The organism is Streptomyces sp. NPDC051907 (genome assembly GCF_040681075.1).
Lineage (GTDB): Bacteria > Actinomycetota > Actinomycetes > Streptomycetales > Streptomycetaceae > Streptomyces.
Map to the genome: position 1 here is coordinate 56,046 of NZ_JBFAYB010000027.1, position 17,958 is coordinate 74,003.

16 protein-coding genes and 1 tRNA gene are annotated in these 17,958 nt (G+C 72.4%); 9 read left to right on the forward strand and 8 right to left on the reverse strand.

The window, feature by feature from the left end:
* Nucleotides 1-57: 57 nt before the first annotated feature.
* Nucleotides 58-129 (reverse strand) — tRNA-Cys (locus tag AB0M39_RS17045).
* Between the two features lie 170 nt (nt 130-299).
* Between AB0M39_RS17045 and AB0M39_RS17050 the strand changes: the two genes are divergently transcribed.
* The 4 genes from AB0M39_RS17050 (at nt 300) to AB0M39_RS17065 (ending at nt 6,210) form a co-directional block, all read left to right on the forward strand.
* Nucleotides 300-1,778, forward strand: coding sequence for an MFS transporter (locus tag AB0M39_RS17050; RefSeq protein ID WP_365364937.1), 1,479 nt, complete (start codon nt 300-302; stop codon nt 1,776-1,778).
* 306 nt (nt 1,779-2,084) lie between these two features.
* Nucleotides 2,085-3,872, forward strand: coding sequence for a DEAD/DEAH box helicase (locus AB0M39_RS17055; RefSeq protein WP_365364939.1), 1,788 nt, complete (start codon nt 2,085-2,087; stop codon nt 3,870-3,872).
* Between the two features lie 417 nt (nt 3,873-4,289).
* Complete coding sequence (locus AB0M39_RS17060; protein ID WP_365364941.1) at nt 4,290-4,931, forward strand: helix-turn-helix domain-containing protein; 642 nt, start codon at nt 4,290-4,292, stop codon at nt 4,929-4,931.
* Between the two features lie 490 nt (nt 4,932-5,421).
* Entirely contained in the window at nt 5,422-6,210 is a 789-nt protein-coding gene (locus AB0M39_RS17065; protein ID WP_365364943.1) for a S16 family serine protease, read from the forward strand.
* Here AB0M39_RS17065 and AB0M39_RS17070 read toward each other — a convergent pair.
* The 4 genes from AB0M39_RS17070 to AB0M39_RS17085 all read right to left on the reverse strand — a co-directional run bounded on the left by AB0M39_RS17070 (nt 6,149) and on the right by AB0M39_RS17085 (nt 8,795).
* Nucleotides 6,149-7,447 (reverse strand): MFS transporter, encoded by a 1,299-nt coding sequence (locus tag AB0M39_RS17070; RefSeq protein ID WP_365364945.1) that lies wholly within the window; start codon nt 7,445-7,447, stop codon nt 6,149-6,151. The two genes, AB0M39_RS17065 and AB0M39_RS17070, sit on opposite strands and share 62 nt — an antisense overlap.
* Nucleotides 7,444-7,641, reverse strand: coding sequence for a hypothetical protein (locus tag AB0M39_RS17075; RefSeq protein WP_365364948.1), 198 nt, complete (start codon nt 7,639-7,641; stop codon nt 7,444-7,446). The genes AB0M39_RS17070 and AB0M39_RS17075 overlap by 4 nt, the downstream gene beginning before the upstream one ends.
* 19 nt (nt 7,642-7,660) lie before the next feature.
* Nucleotides 7,661-8,245: a winged helix-turn-helix domain-containing protein gene (locus AB0M39_RS17080; protein ID WP_365364950.1), complete on the reverse strand. Its 585-nt coding sequence runs from the start codon at nt 8,243-8,245 to the stop codon at nt 7,661-7,663.
* 73 nt (nt 8,246-8,318) lie between these two features.
* On the reverse strand, nt 8,319-8,795 hold the full coding sequence (locus AB0M39_RS17085; protein WP_365364952.1) for an Lrp/AsnC family transcriptional regulator: 477 nt from the start codon (nt 8,793-8,795) through the stop codon (nt 8,319-8,321).
* Nucleotides 8,796-8,917: 122 nt separating this feature from the next.
* Here AB0M39_RS17085 and hppD point away from each other — a divergent pair, with 122 nt between their 5' ends.
* On the forward strand, nt 8,918-10,072 hold the full coding sequence (hppD, locus tag AB0M39_RS17090) for a 4-hydroxyphenylpyruvate dioxygenase (RefSeq protein ID WP_365364954.1): 1,155 nt from the start codon (nt 8,918-8,920) through the stop codon (nt 10,070-10,072).
* Nucleotides 10,073-10,266: 194 nt separating this feature from the next.
* Here hppD and AB0M39_RS17095 read toward each other — a convergent pair whose 3' ends face one another.
* Nucleotides 10,267-11,952 carry a hypothetical protein gene (locus tag AB0M39_RS17095; RefSeq protein WP_365364956.1) on the reverse strand — a complete coding sequence of 562 codons (1,686 nt, stop codon included), beginning with the start codon at nt 11,950-11,952 and terminating at the stop codon, nt 10,267-10,269.
* A 108-nt stretch (nt 11,953-12,060) separates the two neighbouring features.
* Between AB0M39_RS17095 and AB0M39_RS17100 the strand changes: the two genes are divergently transcribed.
* Nucleotides 12,061-13,428: an FAD-linked oxidase C-terminal domain-containing protein gene (locus AB0M39_RS17100; protein ID WP_365364958.1), complete on the forward strand. Its 1,368-nt coding sequence runs from the start codon at nt 12,061-12,063 to the stop codon at nt 13,426-13,428.
* 260 nt (nt 13,429-13,688) lie between these two features.
* Nucleotides 13,689-14,069, forward strand: a complete 381-nt coding sequence (locus AB0M39_RS17105; protein WP_365364960.1) for a VOC family protein — start codon at nt 13,689-13,691, stop codon at nt 14,067-14,069.
* 42 nt (nt 14,070-14,111) lie between these two features.
* On the opposite strand, the gene AB0M39_RS17110 is transcribed toward AB0M39_RS17105, so the two are convergent.
* A complete protein-coding gene (locus AB0M39_RS17110; protein ID WP_365364962.1) occupies nt 14,112-14,603 on the reverse strand; it encodes an SsgA family sporulation/cell division regulator in 492 nt (163 codons plus the stop codon).
* A gap of 259 nt (nt 14,604-14,862) precedes the next feature.
* Between AB0M39_RS17110 and AB0M39_RS17115 the strand changes: the two genes are divergently transcribed.
* Together AB0M39_RS17115 and AB0M39_RS17120 are read left to right on the forward strand one after the other, a co-directional pair.
* Nucleotides 14,863-16,416 (forward strand): RDD family protein, encoded by a 1,554-nt coding sequence (locus tag AB0M39_RS17115; protein ID WP_365364964.1) that lies wholly within the window; start codon nt 14,863-14,865, stop codon nt 16,414-16,416.
* Nucleotides 16,417-16,489: 73 nt separating this feature from the next.
* Entirely contained in the window at nt 16,490-17,299 is an 810-nt protein-coding gene (locus tag AB0M39_RS17120) for an RDD family protein (protein ID WP_365364966.1), read from the forward strand.
* Here the strand turns inward: AB0M39_RS17120 and AB0M39_RS17125 are convergent.
* Nucleotides 17,288-17,629, reverse strand: coding sequence for a hypothetical protein (locus tag AB0M39_RS17125; protein WP_365364969.1), 342 nt, complete (start codon nt 17,627-17,629; stop codon nt 17,288-17,290). The two genes, AB0M39_RS17120 and AB0M39_RS17125, sit on opposite strands and share 12 nt — an antisense overlap.
* Between the last annotated feature and the right edge of the window lie 329 nt (nt 17,630-17,958).

Sequence of the window (17,958 nt, forward strand, 5' to 3'; positions counted from 1 at the left end):
GGCGGCGCCCCTGGTGGGGTGCCGCCCTTGTCGCTTCGCCTGGTCAGGGCTGAGCGGAGGCCGTGACCGGATTCGAACCGGCGTAACCCGCTTTGCAGGCGAGTCCCTCAACCACTCGGGCACACGGCCGTGTACTCCAGTGCTTCGACCGTAGGGTCGCCGGGAGCGTGGCTCAAGGGAGTCGGGCCGGACGCAACGCGACTGCCATACGCCGTTCATAGGTCGTAGGACCAAGGGACCAAGCACGCCCCGCCCAATGACAGGGGCCAAATCGGCCCACGCCTCTTACCGTTGGGCTCATGACCGCCCTCGAAACCTCGTCTGACGCCGAGGTCACGCCGCCTCCGTCCATATCCTCCGACCGCCCGGGCGGCGCCGCGGGCGGGGTGCTCGGCGCGGCGCATCGCGCGCTCAGCGTGGGCATGGTCTCCGTCGTGCTGCTGACCGCCTTCGAGTCCACGGCCGTCGGCACCGCGATGCCCGTCGCCGCACGCGAGTTGAACGGCGTGTCCCTGTACGCCTTCGCCTTCTCCGCGTACTTCACCACCAGCCTCTTCGCGATGGTCCTCTCCGGGCAGTGGGCCGACCGCAGCGGGCCGCTGCGGCCGCTCGCCGTCGGGATCGCCGCCTTCGGGGCCGGGCTGCTGCTGTCGGGGACGGCCGGCACGATGTGGCTGTTCATCGTGGGGCGCGCACTCCAGGGGCTGGGCGGCGGGCTGGAGATCGTCGCGTTGTACGTGGTCGTCAGCCGCGCCTACCCGGAGCGGCTGCGGCCCGCCATCATGGCGGCGTTCGCCGCGAGCTGGGTCATTCCTTCCGTCGTCGGGCCGCTCGTCGCCGGGACCGTGACCGAACACCTCGGCTGGCGTTGGGTGTTCGTCGGCATCCCCGTCCTCGTCGTCGCCCCGCTCGCCCTCGCGCTGCCCGCGATACGCCGCATGGCGTCCGGGCCCGCCGACCCGACCGCGCCGCCGCAGCCCTTCGACCGGCGGCGGATCCGCCTCGCGCTCGGGATCTCGCTGGGGGCGGGACTGCTGCAGTACGCGGGCCAGGACCTGCGCTGGCTCTCCCTGGTCCCGGCGGTCGCGGGCGCCGCGCTGCTGGCGCCGGCCGTGCGCGGGCTGCTGCCGCGCGGCACCTACCGCGCCGCGCGCGGGCTGCCCTCCGTCGTCCTGCTGCGGGGCATCTCGGCGGGAGCCTTCATCTCGGCGGAGTCGTTCGTGCCGCTCATGCTGGTCGCCGAGCGGGGGCTGTCGCCGACGATGGCCGGCCTCTCGCTGGCGGTGGGCGGGGCGACTTGGGCGCTCGGGTCGTATGTGCAGGCCCGGCCGCGGCTGGAGCCGTACCGGGAGCAGATGATGGTGCTCGGCATGATCATGGTCGCGGCGGCCATCGCCACCGCCCCGACCGTGCTGATCTCGCCGGCCGTGCCGGTGTGGATCGTCGGGGTTGCCTGGGGCGTCGGGTGCTTCGGCATGGGCATGGTCATCGCCTCCACGAGCGTGCTGCTGCTGAAGCTCTCCGCTCCCGAGGAGGTGGGCTCGAACTCCGCGGCCCTTCAGATGTCCGACGGCCTCTCGAACGTCATGCTGCTCGCGGCGGGCGGAGCGGCGTTCGCCGCGCTGGGCGGCGGAGCGGTGGGACACGGTTCGCCGGGGGCGGGCATGGACGCGTCGCATCCGGCGGCGTTCGCGGCGGTCTTCCTGCCGATGGCGGCGGTGGCGCTGGTGGGGGCGTGGGTGGGGACGCGGCTGCGGGGCGAGGAGAAGGCCGGATAGCGGGTCGGGGGAGTTGGGGGAGGGGCGGGAGGGGCTGGGGGAGCGACTGGGGGGAGGGACGGGCCCCCAGGGGGCTTGGGGAGGGGCGGGCTCAGGGTTGGGGGAGGTACGGGCCAGGGGCCGTGCAGGGCCTGGCGACGCGCGCGAGACCGACGTACCCCAGCGTCGTCAGCCCCTCGTACGGCCCGCGGTGTGAGGTGGGTCCCACCCGCCCCCGCCCGGTCTCGTCCACCCCGAGAACCCGCGGTCCCACCGGTAGGGTGGCCCGGTTGTCGTATATCCCCGAGAGCCCCTGAACCGGAGACCGTGAGTACTACTACCGCCTCCCACCACCTCTCACCCGCCTTCCCCGGGCGTGCCCCCTGGGGTACCGCCAACAAGCTGCGTGCCTGGCAGCAAGGCGCCATGGAGCGGTATCTCAGCGAGCAGCCGCGCGACTTCCTCGCCGTCGCCACCCCCGGCGCCGGCAAGACGACCTTCGCCCTCACCCTCGCCTCCTGGCTGCTGCACCACCACGTCGTGCAGCAGGTGACCGTGGTCGCCCCGACCGAGCACCTGAAGAAGCAGTGGGCCGCGGCGGCCGCGCGGATAGGGATCAAGCTCGATCCCGAGTACAGCGCCGGGCCGCTCAGCAAGGAGTACCACGGGGTCGCGGTGACGTACGCGGGAGTCGGCGTACGGCCGATGCTGCACCGCAACCGCTGCGAGCAGCGCAAGACCCTCGTCATCCTCGACGAGATCCACCACGCCGGCGACTCGAAGTCCTGGGGCGAGGCGTGCCAGGAGGCGTTCGACCCGGCGACCCGCCGGCTCGCGCTGACCGGCACGCCCTTCCGGTCCGACACCAATCCCATCCCCTTCGTGCAGTACGAGGAGGGGAACGACGGGATCCGTCGGTCGTCCGCGGACTACACGTACGGATACGGCAACGCCCTCGGCGACGGCGTCGTCCGGCCGGTCATCTTCCTGAGCTACAGCGGCAACATGCGCTGGCGCACCAAGGCCGGCGACGAGATCGCCGCCCGCCTCGGCGAGCCGATGACCAAGGACGCGATCTCCCAGGCCTGGCGCACCGCGCTCGACCCCCGCGGCGACTGGATGCCCAACGTGCTGCGCGCCGCCGACAAGCGGCTGACGGAAGTCCGCAAGGGCATCCCGGACGCGGGCGGTCTGGTCATCGCCTCCGACCAGGACTCGGCCCGCGCGTACGCCAAGCTGATCCGTGAGATCACCGGGACCAAGGCCACCCTCGTCCTCTCCGACGAAGCCGCCGCCTCGAAGCGGATCGAGGAGTTCAGCGAGAACGAGGACCGCTGGATGGTCGCGGTCCGCATGGTGTCCGAGGGCGTCGACGTGCCGCGCCTCGCGGTGGGCGTGTACGCCACGACCATCTCGACCCCGCTCTTCTTCGCGCAGGCCGTGGGACGTTTCGTACGGTCCCGTCGGCGCGGCGAGACCGCGTCCGTCTTCCTTCCGACGATCCCCAACCTCCTCGGCTTCGCCAACGAGATGGAGGTCGAGCGCGACCATGTGCTCGACAAGCCGAAGAAGGACGGGGAGGAAGACCCGTACGCCGAGTCCGAGAAGGAGATGGCGGAGGCCGAGAAGCAGCAGGACGAGGACACCGGGGAGCAGGACGCGCTCCCCTTCGAGGCCCTCGAGTCCGACGCGGTCTTCGACCGGGTGCTCTACGACGGCGCCGAGTTCGGCATGCAGGCGCACCCGGGGAGCGAGGAGGAGCAGGACTACCTGGGGATCCCGGGACTGCTCGAGCCCGACCAGGTGCAGCTGCTGCTCCAGAAGCGGCAGGCCCGGCAGATCGCGCACAGCCGCAAGAGGCCGGACGAGGAGGCGGACCTGCTGGAGCTGCCCGCCGAGCGGCGGCCGGTCGTCTCGCACAAGGAGCTGCTGGAGCTGCGGAAGCAGCTGAACACGATGGTCGGCGCGTACGTCCACCAGAGCGGCAAGCCGCACGGCGTCGTCCACACCGAGCTGCGGCGGGTGTGCGGGGGGCCGCCGAGCGCGGAGGCGACGGCGGGGCAGATCCGGGAGCGGATCAAGAAGGTGCAGGAGTGGGCGACGCGGATGCGGTGAGGGCGGTGCTGCGGATGCGGTGAGGGGGGCGCGGCGGGGGGTGACAGCGGTGTCGCTGGTCTCCGCGCTGTCGGCGGTGTCGCGTTCGCCTGTGTCTGGCTAGCTCTCCGGCGCTGCCGTGGCATTGGTCTGAGTCGAAGACGCTTGCGTCGTCGCGTGCGCCGTAGACGTACCTCGTGAACGGGGATCAACCGGCGCCGTGCCGGGCCGCAGCGCCCGGATTCTGGACGAGGGCTTCCGCTGAGCGGAGCCGGTCGCTACTGTCCCCGCAATGCAAACGCCCCGTGGCAGCGCCGCCGCGGAGCGCAGCCGGTGTGCCATGGCCTGCCGGCGGCCTCTGGGTGCGTCGCCGATGGGACCGGTGTCGCGTTCGCCCGTCCGAGGACCGCCGTCACTTCCTCCGAAGGAGAGGGCGTCGTGACCGCGGAGACCTCCCAGACGCTCGACCGGGGACTGCGTGTCCTCAAGCTGCTCGCCGACACCGACCACGGGCTGACCGTCACCGAGTTGTCCAACAAACTCGGCGTCAACCGCACGGTCGTCTACCGACTGCTCGCCACCCTCGAGCAGCACGCCCTCGTCCGCCGGGACCTGGGCGGCCGAGCCCGGGTGGGGCTCGGCGTACTACGCCTCGGGCGTCAGGTGCACCCGCTCGTGCGGGAGGCCGCGATGCCCGCGTTGCGCTCGCTCGCCGAGGACATAGGCGCCACCGCCCACCTCACGCTCGTCGACGGAGCGGAGGCCCTCGCGGTCGCCGTCGTCGAGCCGACGTGGACGGACTACCACGTCGCGTACCGCGCCGGCTTCCGCCACCCGCTGGACCGGGGCGCGGCCGGCAAGGCCATCCTCGCCGCCCGCCAGAGCAAGTCGAACGAGCCCGGCTACACGCTGACGCACGGCGAGCTGGAGGCGGGAGCGAGCGGCGCGGCGGCGGCGCTGGTGGGGGTGACGGGGATAGAGGGGAGCGTGGGCGTGGTGATGCTCGCGGACTCGGTCCCGGAGAGGGTGGGCCCGAGGGTGATGGACGCGGCGAGAGAGGTCGCGGACGCGCTGAGATAGAGCGGGGTCTCGTGGTGCGGGGGCGTGTCGGTGACGGGCCCTCGTGGTGCGGGGGTTCCCGTGGCGCGGGGTCGTGTCGGTGACGGGTTCTCGTGGCCCGAGGTCGTGTCCGTGACGGGCTCCCGTGGCGCGGGGGTTCTCGTGGCGCGGGTCCGGGTGCCGCTCCGGGGCTCGTGTTCTGGACTGCTTTCCTCAGCGCGCTTCGCGCGACCTGCGCCGCTTTACGTCCAGAACACGACCCCTGCGCGTCCCCCTGCCTGCCACGGCCCCCGCCCCCGTGGCCCGGGTCCGGGTGTCGCTACAACGCGACCCCTGCTCGCCACAGCCCCCGCCCCCGTGGCCGGGTGTCGGTACAGCACGACCCCTGCGCGTCCCCCTGCCTGCCGCAGCCCCCGCCCCCGTGGCCCGGGTGTCGGTACGGCACGGCCCCTGCCTGCCACAGCCCCCGCTCCCGTGGGCCCGTCCCGGACGGGAACGTTAGATTGACACCGTGCTCTCCCGTCTCACGCGCCCCCGCGCCCTCGCCCTCTGCGCCCTCCCCGTCGTCGGCCTCCTCGTCGTCGCCGGGCTCGCGCCGCTGCCGTACGCCCTGGCGCAGCCCGGCAGCACCGCCAATGTGCTGGGCGACGTCAAGGGCGACCCGGTGATCACCATCTCCGGCGCGCCGACCCGTGAGACCAAGGGCCAGCTGCGGATGACGACCATCGTGGCGACCGGGCCGTCCGCCGACGTGGATCTCGGCGACGTCGTCGACGCGTGGTTCCGCACCGACCGCGCGGTCCTGCCGCGCGACACCGTTTATCCGCCCGGCAAGTCCGACGACGAGGTCGCCGAGCGCAACCTCCAGGACATGGAGAAGTCCCAGGACTCCGCCACCACCGCCGCGCTCTCCTATCTGGGCGAGGACCCCAAGAAGGTGAAGGTCAGCCTCCACCTCGCCGACATCGGCGGGCCCAGCGCCGGGCTGCTCTTCTCGCTCGGCATCGTCGACAAGCTCGACGGCGACGGCGCCGGCGGCGATCTCACCGGCGGACGCAATATCGCCGGTACGGGAACGATCACCGCCGACGGCGAGGTCGGAGCCGTCGGCGGCGTCTCGCTGAAGACGCAGGCCGCCGCGCGCGACGGCTCGACCGTGTTCCTGGTGCCGAAGGGGGAGTGCTCCGACGCTCAGGCCGAGCTTCCCCAGGGCATGCAGCTGATCCCCGTCACCACGCTCAAGGGCGCGGTGGACTCGCTGCGGGCTCTGGAGAAGGGCGGGAAGGTGCCGAGCTGCTGACGAGGGGCGCTGGCGCGTCCAGGTCGCGCCAGGACGGGAACACCGCCGGGCCCAGCGTCCCCGCCAGGTAGAGCCCGCCGAAGGCGAGCAGCGCGGTCGTCAGGCCGGTCTGCTCGATGAGGAAGCCCGCCGCCAGACCGCCCAGCGGGGTGGTGACCAGGACGACCGCCGTGGACACGCCGGCGACGCGGCTGCGCAGGTCCTCGGGGACGCGTTCGTACATCACGGTGGTGAGGATCGGGTTCAGCATTCCGGCCCCCAGACCGCCCACCGCCATCGTGACCGCGAGCGGCGCCGTGCCGTCCGTCAGCGCCGCGACGGCGAACTTGGGCATCCCGCAGAGCAGGAACGCGACCGTGAACAGCCCCCGGCGGGGGAAGCGGTGCCCGATCGCCCCGTAGGCCAGCGCACCCAGCAGCGCGCAGCCGCCGAAGACCGCGACCAGCAGGCCGAGCCGGCTCGCCCCGCCCAGCTCCTCCTTGGCGTGCACGGGCAGCAGCACCGAACTCCAGCCCTGGTCCAGGCCGTTGGTGAGCAGGACCAGCAGCATGACCGCCAGCAGCAGGCGGGTGCGCAGGAGGAAGACGAAGCCCTCGCGCAGATCGGTCCGGTACGCGGCGAGGGTGATGGGCGCCGACGGCTTGGGGTCGGCCGCGCTCAGCCTCCGTACGCCGACGAAGACCAGCAGCGCCGAGCCGCCGAACGTCGCCGCGTCCAGCAGCAGTACGGTCTCCGCGCCGACGAACGCGATCAGCAGGCCCGCGAGCGCCGCCCCCGCCATGCGCGCCCCGCGCGAGACCGCGTCGAACAGGCTCGCCGCCCGGGACAGGCTCGTGCCGGCGGCGGTCGCGAGGTCGGGGATGAGGACGTAGCGCGCGGTCTCGCCCGGTGCGTGGAAGAGGCCGGTGACTCCCATCAGCGCGCAGAGCATCCAGAACTCCAGCGCCCCCGCGCGCTGGAGCAGCGGAATCGTGGCGAGGGCGAGCGCGCAGACGAGGTCGGAGGCGATGGAGACCCGGCGGCGGCCGAGGCGGTCGATGACCGGGCCGCCGGTCAGCGCGGAGACGACGACGGGCAGGGTCGCGCAGAAGGCGACTAAGCCCGCCTTGGCGGCGCTGCCCGTGGTCTCCAGCGCGAACCACGGGACGCCGATGTGGGTGAGCGAGTTGCCGGTGATCGAGACGGCGTTGGCCGTCAGCACGGCGGCCAGGGGAGCGCGCCGCCGCTCCGCGCTCATATCGCGAGGACGGTACGCGCGGGCTGCTTCTGCTGCTGCACGAGGTGCAGGCCCAACTCGACCATCTTCCAGCCGAGTTGAGTGCGGAGGCTGTCGGTGGGCGGGCTGGTGGGCGCGACGGCGGAGCGTTCCGCGTCGGCCTGGAGCTCGGCGGAGCGTGCCGCGTGGAGGCTGAGGTGTATGTCGGCGTGCATGTCCGTTGGATCCCCTCGGTCAGGTGGTGGAGCGCGGGAAGGAGTGCAGATGCAGGCGGACCTGGGCCGCGCTCTCGGCGTCCGCGGGCCCCGCAGCCCGGTAGCCCTCGATCAGCTCATGGAGCTTCTCGTTCAGCTCGTGTGCCTGCTCGGGCGTCAGTCGCAGGGTGAAGTCGCTCAGGTCCGAGCTTCGGCGCCACTCCTCAGACCATTCGTGTGCGGTGCCGAGCCAGGTCCCCACCTCCTGCGTGTGGTGGGTCGCGATCTCGTGCAGGAAGAGGTCCACGGCGCCGCGCACCGCCGGATCGGGGTCGTTGTACAGCGAATCGTCGAAGGTCGTGCCCTCCGCGGCCGCCTTCCACCAGCGCTCCCGGCCCTTGCCGCGCTCGGGGTCGTCCTCGACGAAGCCGTGGGCGGCGAGCTGGCGCAGGTGGTAACTGGTCGCCCCGCTGGACTCGCCCAGCTTGTCGGCCAGTTGGGAGGCGGTGGACGGTCCGTCGTGCCGGAGCGTGATGAGCAGACGTATCCGGAGGGGGTGGGCGAGGCCGCGCAGGGAGCGCGGGTCGAGCGGGCGGAAGTTCTTGTGTGCTTCGTGCTCGGCCATGATGCAAAGGTAGGCTTGCAAAGATTGCTTTGCAACGCTTTTTTGCAATGAGTTCTTTGCAAGTCGGAGTCCCTCAGGCGTCTTGGTCCTCCGCCGCCTGCTCCACCAGCGGGATGATCCGCAGGGGGACCGGGTTCTCCATGACGATCGCCGTGGAGGCTCGCACGATGCCCTCGAAGCCGACGACGCGGTCGATCACCCGCTGGAGGTCGGCGTTGGAGCGGGCGACGAGCCGGCAGAGCATGTCGCCGTGGCCGGTGGTGGTGTGCAGCTCCAGCACCTCGGGGACCGTGGCCAGATGGGCGCGTACGTCCGCGCCCTGACCCTGCTTGATCTCCAGCGTCGCGAACGCCGTGACGGGGTAGCCGAGCGCCGCCGGGTCGACGTCTGGACCGAAGCCGCGGATGACGCCGTTCGACTGAAGGCGGTCCAGCCGCGCCTGGACCGTGCCGCGCGCGACCCCCAGACGGCGGGACGCCTCCAGTACGCCGATACGCGGCTCGCGTGCCAGCAGCACGATGAGGCGACCGTCCAGATGATCGATCGACATGTCCGCCTCCTAGATGGTCATCCTGTACAGATAGCACCGCCATCCTGCTCCTCGACTGTGCAGATTGCCCAGAGGAATCACGAACTATTGCGCACCTTGTGGATCGGGTGGAGCCTGCCGTCATGGCAGACAACACGCTGATCACCCATCCCTCCCCGACCACCGCGCGCGAGGCCGATCCCTTCCCGGTCAAGGGAATGGACGCGGTCGTCTTCGCTGTCGGCAACGCCAAGCAGGCCGCCCACTACTACTCCACGGCCTTCGGCATGAAGCTCGTCGCCTACTCCGGCCCGGAGACCGGCAGCCGCGAGACCGCGAGCTACGTGCTGCAGAACGGCGGCGCGCGCTTCGTCATCACCTCCGTCGTCAAGCAGTCCACGGACTGGGGCGCCTTCCTCGCCGAGCACGTCGCCGAGCACGGCGACGGAGTGATCGACCTCGCCATCGAGGTGCCGGACGCGCGGGCCGCGTACAAGTACGCCACCGAGCACGGCGCCCGCGGCGTCACCGAGCCGTACGAGGTCAAGGACGAGCACGGCACCGTCGTCCTCGCGGCCATCGCGACGTACGGCAAGACCCGGCACACCCTCGTCGACCGCTCCGGCTACGACGGCCCGTACCTGCCCGGCTACGTCGCCGCCGACCCGATCGTCGAGCCGCCGGCCAAGCGGACCTTCCAGGCCATCGACCACTGCGTCGGCAACGTCGAGCTCGGCAAGATGAACGAGTGGGTGGCCTTCTACAACAAGGTCATGGGCTTCACGAACATGAAGGAGTTCGTGGGCGACGACATCGCCACCGAGTACTCGGCGCTGATGTCGAAGGTCGTCGCGGACGGCACGCTCAAGGTCAAGTTCCCGATCAACGAGCCGGCCATCGCGAAGAAGAAGTCGCAGATCGACGAGTACCTGGAGTTCTACGGCGGCGCGGGCGTCCAGCACATCGCGCTGGCCACGAACGACATCGTGGCGACCGTGCGCTCCATGCGGGCCGCCGGCGTCCAGTTCCTCGACACGCCCGACTCGTACTACGACACCCTCGGCGAGTGGGCCGGCGAGACCCGGGTGCCCGTCGAGACCCTGCGCGAGCTGAAGATCCTCGTCGACCGCGACGAGGACGGCTACCTGCTGCAGATCTTCACCAAGCCGGTCCAGGACCGCCCGACGGTCTTCTTCGAGATGATCGAGCGCCACGGCTCGATGGGCTTCGGCAAGGGCAACTTCAAGGCGCTCTTCGAAGCGATCGAGCGGGAGCAGGAGAAGCGCGGGAACCTGTGACCTCGGGCTACGCCTGCTGACTCCGCCTCCCCGCGGGGCTCTGCCCCGGACCCCGCGCCTCAAACGCCGGCGGGGCTGGATTGGGGGACCTGTCCCCGCGCCCCCTCGACTCAATCGCCGGGGAAACCCAGCCCGTCCGGCGATTGAGGACACGGCCGGAGGCCGTACAGGGGGTCTGGGGGCGGAGCCCACAGTTACGGGACGGGGCGGGCTTGGGGAGAGGCCCCCGGCCCCGACGACCACCCGCTCGACCCCGTCCCCGTCCCCGTCCCAGCACCCGCCCCCGGCGACGGCTCCCACCGGCGGGTGGGCTGTGTCGTGCGTGGCGGCTCCGCGGGCGTCGACGTCCGTGCGGGGGCGGGCTGGACCGGGGCCTGCCCCGCGCCCGCGCCCGTGCCCGAACCCGTGCCCGTGCCCGACGAGGACGTCGGCGACGGCTCCCGCCGCGAGGGCGCCGACGACGTCGACTGCCTCGGCGTAGGCGTCGGATCCGGCTCGTCGCCCACCACCTTCCGCGGGCCCCCCTCCGGCGGCTCGCCGAGGTCCGTCAGCGTCGCCCTCGCCAGCGGGGCGAGCAGCGGAGAGAAGTACGGGTTCGTGCGCAGCGCCTCCCCGATGTGGCGGCGCGCCGCGCCGTACAGGCCGAGGGCGCGCTCGATCTCGCCGCGGTGGTACGCGAACACCGCGTCCCGCATCCCCATGTCCGTCGCCTTCTTCGCGAACGGCAGCGCCTCCTCCGCCCTCCCCGACCGGTACAGCGCCCACGCCATCGCGTCCATGACGTAGACGCTGCGATGGCCCAGCCGCCACTCGGCCTGGAGTCTGCCCACCGCCGACTCCGGGTCCCCGTGCTCCGTCTCGTAGCGGGCCAGCACCAGCTCCTCGTTCACCCCGTGCCCCGCCGCCCGTGCCGCCCGCGTCTGGAGCAGCTCGTACTGCGTGCGCGCGTCCCCGTCCAGGCCCAGCGACTCGTACAGCTCGCCCGCTTCCAGCGCGTACTCGAGCAGCGGCGCCTTCGCGAGGGCCGCCTGGTAGTCGCGGAGCGCCTCGTCCGTGCGGCCCTGCGCCGCCAGCGCCCTCGCCCGGCCCGCCAGGGACGGGTGGTGTCCGCGCGACGCGCGCAGCGCCGCGTTGAAGTGCCCCGCCGCCTCGACGGGCTCGCCGCGCTCCCAGGCCAGCTCGCCCAGGCGGTGCAGCGCGGTCGCCTTCTCCTCCGGGGCCTGGGCCCGCGCCATCGCGTCGTGCGCCGTCGCCGCCGCGTCCTCGCGCCAGCCCAGGTCGCGGTAGACCTCGGCGGTGCGCCCCTGCACCGACGGACCCGAGTGCAGCTTCTGGAGCCTGTCGAGGGCCTTGCCCGCCGACTTGTAGTCGCCGAGCCCGTTGTACGCGTCGATCAGCGCCGGATACGCCGTCCACGCCTTCGGCTTCAGCTTCTTCGCGAACTCGCCCAGCGAGCGGCCCTCGGCGAAGTCGTGGCGGGCGTTGGCCAGCGCCGCCAGCCCCACCACCGCCTCGACGTTGCCCTTGTCGGCGGGCACCGCCTCCAGCGACCGCCGCAGCGCGACCTCCGCCTTCGGGTAGTACGCCGTGTCGGCGAGCCGGCTGCCGCGCTCCAGGTACGCCGACCCCAGCACCGCCCATGACTCCTCGTCACGGGGATGCTTGCGCAGCCACTTCTCCCGGTCGCGGATGAGCGCGTTCAGATCGCCGAGAGAGGCCGCCGCCCCTGTGCCCACGGCGGCCCGCGCGCGTGCGGCCGGACCCGGCGCGGGCGGCGTGGGGTCCTGGGCCCAGCCGGGGGCGAGGAAGATCACGCCGGTCACCAGCGTCGCGCCGACGAGCGAGCCGACCGCGGCGTTCTTCAGGGATTCGCTCTTCATGGCGCTCACTGTGCGTCAGCGCCCAGTCAATACGAAGAACGCCGTCGGCCTCGCCGGGCGGAAGGCGGACGGGTTCACACCGATGGCCCCTGGTGCGACGCTGGGATCATGGACGAACTCCTGGACCGGCTCCGCGCCGGACTGCCGGCCGAGGCCCTGATCACCGACCCCGACGTCACGGCCGCCTACGCCAACGACATGGCGAGCTTCTGCGAGGCGGGCGATCCCGCCGTCGTGGTCCTGCCGCGCACCGTCGAGCAGGTGCAGCACGTGATGCGCACGGCGACCGCGCTGCGCGTCCCCGTCGTGCCGCAGGGCGCCCGCACCGGCCTGTCCGGCGCCGCGAACGCCTCGGACGGCTGCATCGTGCTCTCGCTGACCAAGATGGACAGGATCCTGGAGATCAGCCCGGTCGACCGGATCGCCGTCGTCGAGCCGGGCGTCGTCAACGCCGTGCTCTCCCGCGCCGTCAACGAGCACGGCCTGTACTACCCGCCGGACCCCTCCAGCTGGGAGATGTGCACCATCGGCGGGAACATCGGCACCGCGTCCGGCGGTCTGTGCTGTGTGAAGTACGGGGTGACCGCGGAGTACGTCCTCGGCCTGGAGGTCGTCCTCGCCGACGGGCGCCTGCTGAGCACCGGCCGGCGCACCGCCAAGGGCGTCGCCGGCTACGACCTGACCCGGCTCTTCGTCGGCTCCGAGGGCAGCCTCGGCATCGTCGTCAAGGCGGTGCTGGCGCTGCGGCCGCAGCCGCCCGAGCAGCTGGTCCTCGCCGCCGAGTTCGACTCGGCCGCCGCGGCCTGCGAGGCCGTCTGCGCGATCATGGAGCGCGGCCACACCCCTTCGCTCCTGGAGATCATGGACCGTACGACCGTCCACGCCGTCAACGCGATGGCGAACATGGGGCTGCCGGCCACCACCGAGGCGCTGCTGCTCGCCGCCTTCGACACCCCGGACCCGGCGGCCGATCTCGCGGCCGTCGGCGAGCTGTGCGCCGCGGCGGGCGCCACCGAGGTCGTCCCCGCCGACACCGTCGCCGAGTCCGAACTCCTCCTCCAGGCCCGCAGGCTGTCGCTCACCGCCCTGGAGACGGTCAAATCAGCCACGATGATCGACGACGTCTGCGTGCCGCGCTCCCGGCTCGGCGCGATGATCGAGGGGACGGCCGCGATCGCGGAGAAGTACGACCTGGTCATCGGGGTCTGCGCGCACGCCGGCGACGGCAACACCCACCCCGTCGTCTGCTTCGACCACACCGATGCGGACGAGTCCCGGCGGGCCCGCGAGTCCTTCGACGAGATCATGGCCCTGGGCCTGGAGCTGGGCGGCACGATCACCGGCGAGCACGGCGTCGGCGTGCTGAAGAAGGAGTGGCTGGCACGCGAACTGGGGCCGGTGGGCGTGGAGTTGCAGCGCTCCATCAAGGATGCCTTCGACCCGCTGGGCATCCTCAACCCCGGCAAGCTCTTCTAGGGCGGGGTGCCTGTCCGGCAGCCTGCGGCGCCTCGGTCCGTGCTGGCTCAGGCCCCCGTGCCTGCCCGGCGCCCCCGCGACACCTCGGTCCGCGCCCCGCGGCGCCTCGGTCCCCGGCCCGGGACGTCCTCCGGTCTGACCGGATAACGCTGGTCCCGGGGACGTAAGGCGAAAGCCCGATGGTCGGGGCGCGGCTGCCCGCCTAGCGTGAGAGGAGAGGCCGATCCAGCAGCCGCCTCGCCCGCTTCACAGGAGGAGCCGTGCCCGCACGACTTGATCACACCATCGTCCAGTCCCGCGACAGGTTCGCCGGCGCCCGCTTCCTCGCCGAGCTCATCGGGGAGCCAGAGCCCAAGCCCTTCGGACCCTTCGCCAGCCTCCCGCTGGACGGCGGAGTCACCCTCGACTACCTCGACGCGTCCGGCGAGATCACCTCCCAGCATCTGGCCTTCCTGGTCTCGGAGGACGAGTTCGACGAGATCTTCGCGCGGATCACCGCGCGCGAACTGCCCTACTGGGCCGACCCCGTGCACGCGCAGCCCCAGCGGATCAACCACCACTTCGGCGGCCGAGGGGTGTACATCGACGACCCCGACGGGCACTCCATCGAGTTCATCACGCACACGTACGTCGTCGACTGACCGCATCGGCCCGCCCGCCGCTCCGGTTCTCATCCTCCCGCTTCAGTTCTCTCTCTCCGACGACTCGTCCGACGGCGGCACGGCGGCGGGCCCTTCCAGCCACAGCTCGTCGACCCGCCCCAGCGAGGGCGCGAGCAACTCGGCGAGACCTTCGTCGATGCCCAGCTGCTCGGACTCGGTGCCCGGCGGGACCGCCCGCAGCGTCCGCTCCAGCCAAGCCGAGACCACCGCGGCGGACGCCTCCAGCAGCGCGTCCCCGTCGGGGGAGCTGAGCGCCATCAGGATCACGCCGCGGCCGTCGACCTTGGTCGGCCAGACCTTGACGTCGCCGTCGCCGCAGGGCCGGAACACGCCCTCGACCAGCAGTTCTCGGGCGAAGGTCCAGTTGACCGGGCTGTCGGAGCCGACATGGAAGGAGATGTGGACGGCGTACGGGTCGTCGGTGCGGTAGGAAAGCCGGGCGGGGACGGGGATGCTGCGCTCGGGCGACAGCACCAGCGTGAGCTCCAGCTCGCGTTCCACGACGGAGTGCATGAGGTCGCTTCCCTTCTCTGCCGTTCTCGGTACCGCTCCACCGCTCGGCGCGCGGTGCGGCACGCGGCCCCGGGAGCGAGGCCGTTACCGACACAGAGCGCGCTCCCGCGCGGCTATGACGCGACTTCGGGCAGCAACTTTCTGTGGTGGGACGGTGACCGGAAAGTGGTCGTTACCGAAGGACGGGCCCAGGGGTGCGCGAGCGTCTGATAGATGTGGAGCCCTGAATAGAGGCTCGAGCAGATACGGGACCACGGTGATGAGCGCCCCAACCCCGGCGGCCGGCGACGGCAGCCCCGCGCCCGGCTACTACCCGGATCCGTCCATTCCTGGATATGTCCGGTACTGGAACGGAGCGGCCTGGGTGCCCGGCACGAGCCGTCCCGCGCCGAAGACGGGCGAGGCCATGCCCGCGGCGCCGCACGCGAGTTCGGGGAGCGTGCCCTCGCAGGCCTCGTCCCTGGACCCCTCGCCGCTCGAGGAGACGGGCCCGGTCTTCCTCGACGAGGAGCCGACCGACGAGCCGTCCCGCCCGGAGCCCGCCACCGCCTGGCAGGCCGACACCTCGCGGCAGACCGGCTTCGGCGGCGACCGCGACAACCGCGTCTCGTGGGGCGGCGGTTCGCCCGATCCGCGCGCCGGCGCCCAGGACCCCCGAGCCGCCGCGGCGCCGGCCGACCCGCGCCGAGCGCTCGACCCGACGGGCGGAGCGCTGCCCGGCGTACGGTCGACGGGCCCGTCCGGCGGCGCCGAGCCGCCCGCGGACGGCACGGCCGTCATCCGCCCACAGCGCTCCGGCAGCACCCCGCCTGACGCTCCGGCGGACCAGCGGCCGCCGACCGAGGGCACCGTCACCATTCGCGCCCTGCGGGCCGGCGCCAACGCGGCGCAGGCCCAGGCGAAAGCACAGGCCCAGTCGCAGGCACAGGCGCAGCCGCCCGCGGACGGCACCATGACGATCCGGACGATGACCCCGGGCGCCTCCTCGGCCCCGACCGCGCAGCCGCAGCCCCCGCAGCCGCAGACCCAGCAGCCGCAGCCCCCGGGCCAGCGCCGCCCGCAGCCCCAGGCCCCCTCTCCCGCGCAGCCCCAGCAGGGGCCCCAGACCCAGCAGCAGGGCCCCCAGACCCAGCAGCAGCAGCCGCAGGCGCCCGCGCAGTCCCAGCAGCCCATGACCAACGGCCCCGGCGGCGGGGCCGCGTCCTGGCCGCAGCAGGTGCGCCAGCTCGCCGGAACCGGCCAGGGCGGCCCGGGCGAGGCGGAGCCGCCCGTCGTCCCCTGGAAGCCGCCGGTCAACGACCCGTTCCTGGCCGCCGCCCAGGCCCAGGCGGACGCCAGGCCCGCCTCCCTCGGCAAGCGGCTCGCGGCCCGGCTCATCGACACCGTGGTCCTCGGCGCCCTCGTCGGGGCCGTCGCCGTGCCCGTCCTGTCCCAGGCGCGCGCACACATCGACGAGAAGATCGAGGCGGCCAAGCAGTCGGGCGAGACGGTCACCGTCTGGCTGGTCGACGCCACCACCGCCGGCCACCTCGGCATCGTCCTGGGCGCGCTGCTCGTCCTCGGCGTGCTCTACGAGGCGCTGCCCACCGCCAAGTGGGGCCGCACGCTCGGCAAGAAGGTCTGCGGCCTGAGCGTCCTGGACATCGAGTCCCACGAGCCGCCGCCCTTCGGGGCCGCGCTGCGCCGCTGGCTCGTCTACGGCGTTCTCGGCATCGTGGCGGTCGGGCTGCTCAACGTGCTGTGGTGCCTGTTCGACCGCCCGTGGCGGCAGTGCTGGCACGACAAGACGGCGCACACCTTCGTGACCGGCTGACCGCGCATTCGGGGGTCCCCCGAACGGCGCCCGAGCCGTTGCGGGGCCCCTCGGGGCGGGTTCCACTGCCCCCATGAGCCATGATCAGCCGACGCCGGGCGAGCCGCCCGAGGACGACCCGTTCCTGAAGAAGCCGCAGGAGCCCTCACCGCCTCCGTCCGGCGGCTCCCAGGAGCCCCCGCAGAGCCCCCAGGGGCCCGCGCCGGGCGGACAGGGCGGCGGCTGGCCTCCCCCCGGCGGCGAGGGCACGCCCCCTCCCGGACCTCCCCCCGGCGGCCAGGGCGGGCCTCCGCCCGGCTCCCCGTACGGCCCGGGCGGCGGCCCCTACGGCTCCGGCGGCGGTCAGCCCCCTCCGTACGACGCGAGCGGCTACGGCAGCGGCCCCTACGGCCCCGACCCCCTCGCCGGGATGCCGCCGCTCGCCGACTTCGGCAAACGGCTGCTCGCGCGCATCATCGACGCACTGATCATCTTCGTGCCGCTGTTCCTGATCTCGCTGGCCTTCGGCGGCTGGGACGTCACGACCGACGGCGACGACGGCTGGGACGACATCGCCAACCAGATGAACACCGGTCGGCAGTGGATCTGGTCGCTGATCTCGCTCGTCGCGTACGTCGGCTACGACACGATCATGGTCACCCGGAGCGGCGGTCAGACGCTCGGCAAGCGCCTGCTGAAGCTGCGCGTCGCCATGCTCAACGACGGCAGCGTGCCCGACGCCAGCTCCTCGCTGCTCCGCGCCGCGGTGCTGTGGATCCCCGCCCTCGTCTGCTGCTTCTGCGTCTGGTGGCTCGTCATCATCATCACGATCATCAGCGACAAGCCCTATAAGCAGGGTCTGCACGACAAGGCGGGCAAGACGGTGGTGGTGTCAGCGGCGTAGCGACCGGGCTGCGACGCGGACCTCGCCGCCCGCACGCGAGCGGGCCGGGGCAACGCGGGTGGTCAGCCCGTCGGCGGAGGCCGCAGCCGAGACGGCGGCGTCGTCCCGGCGCCCCCGCGTCGGGCGCGCCGCGCTGTCCGCCCTCGCCTGGCGCGCGCTCCGGCTCATGGGCAGCGCCACGGCGACCAGCAGGCCGAGCAGCATCGAGGCGACTCCTATGGCGGCGACTCCGACGCCATGGGTCGTGCGGGTGAGCAGCAACAGGGCGAGGGTCGAGAAGACGACGGTGGCCGAACCGTAGGCAAGCTGTGCGGGAGTCGGACGCGGCATGACGGTATCCGTCCTCGGGACGTGGTCAGGGGGTGTCTCTCAACTTGGGCGCACTGTCAAGTGACTCTACGACGGTGGATGCCCGAGAGGAACCGCCGGTAAGCGTGACCTAACACACGGTGCCGGAGCAAAGGGGGCGCACGGAGTCATTCGATCGGCCAAACGCTCGATTCGATGCGCCTGTTGTCCCGATTGCCCGATGTCCGGATTCCGGAACTGAGCTCCTGCATAGTGCAGTTGGCCTGCGCAAGTCAAGGTCTGTCTTTTCTCCGGCAACTCCGGTCGAATGTCGTCACTTGTGACGCGACTCCGCGCGCGGACACCCCACA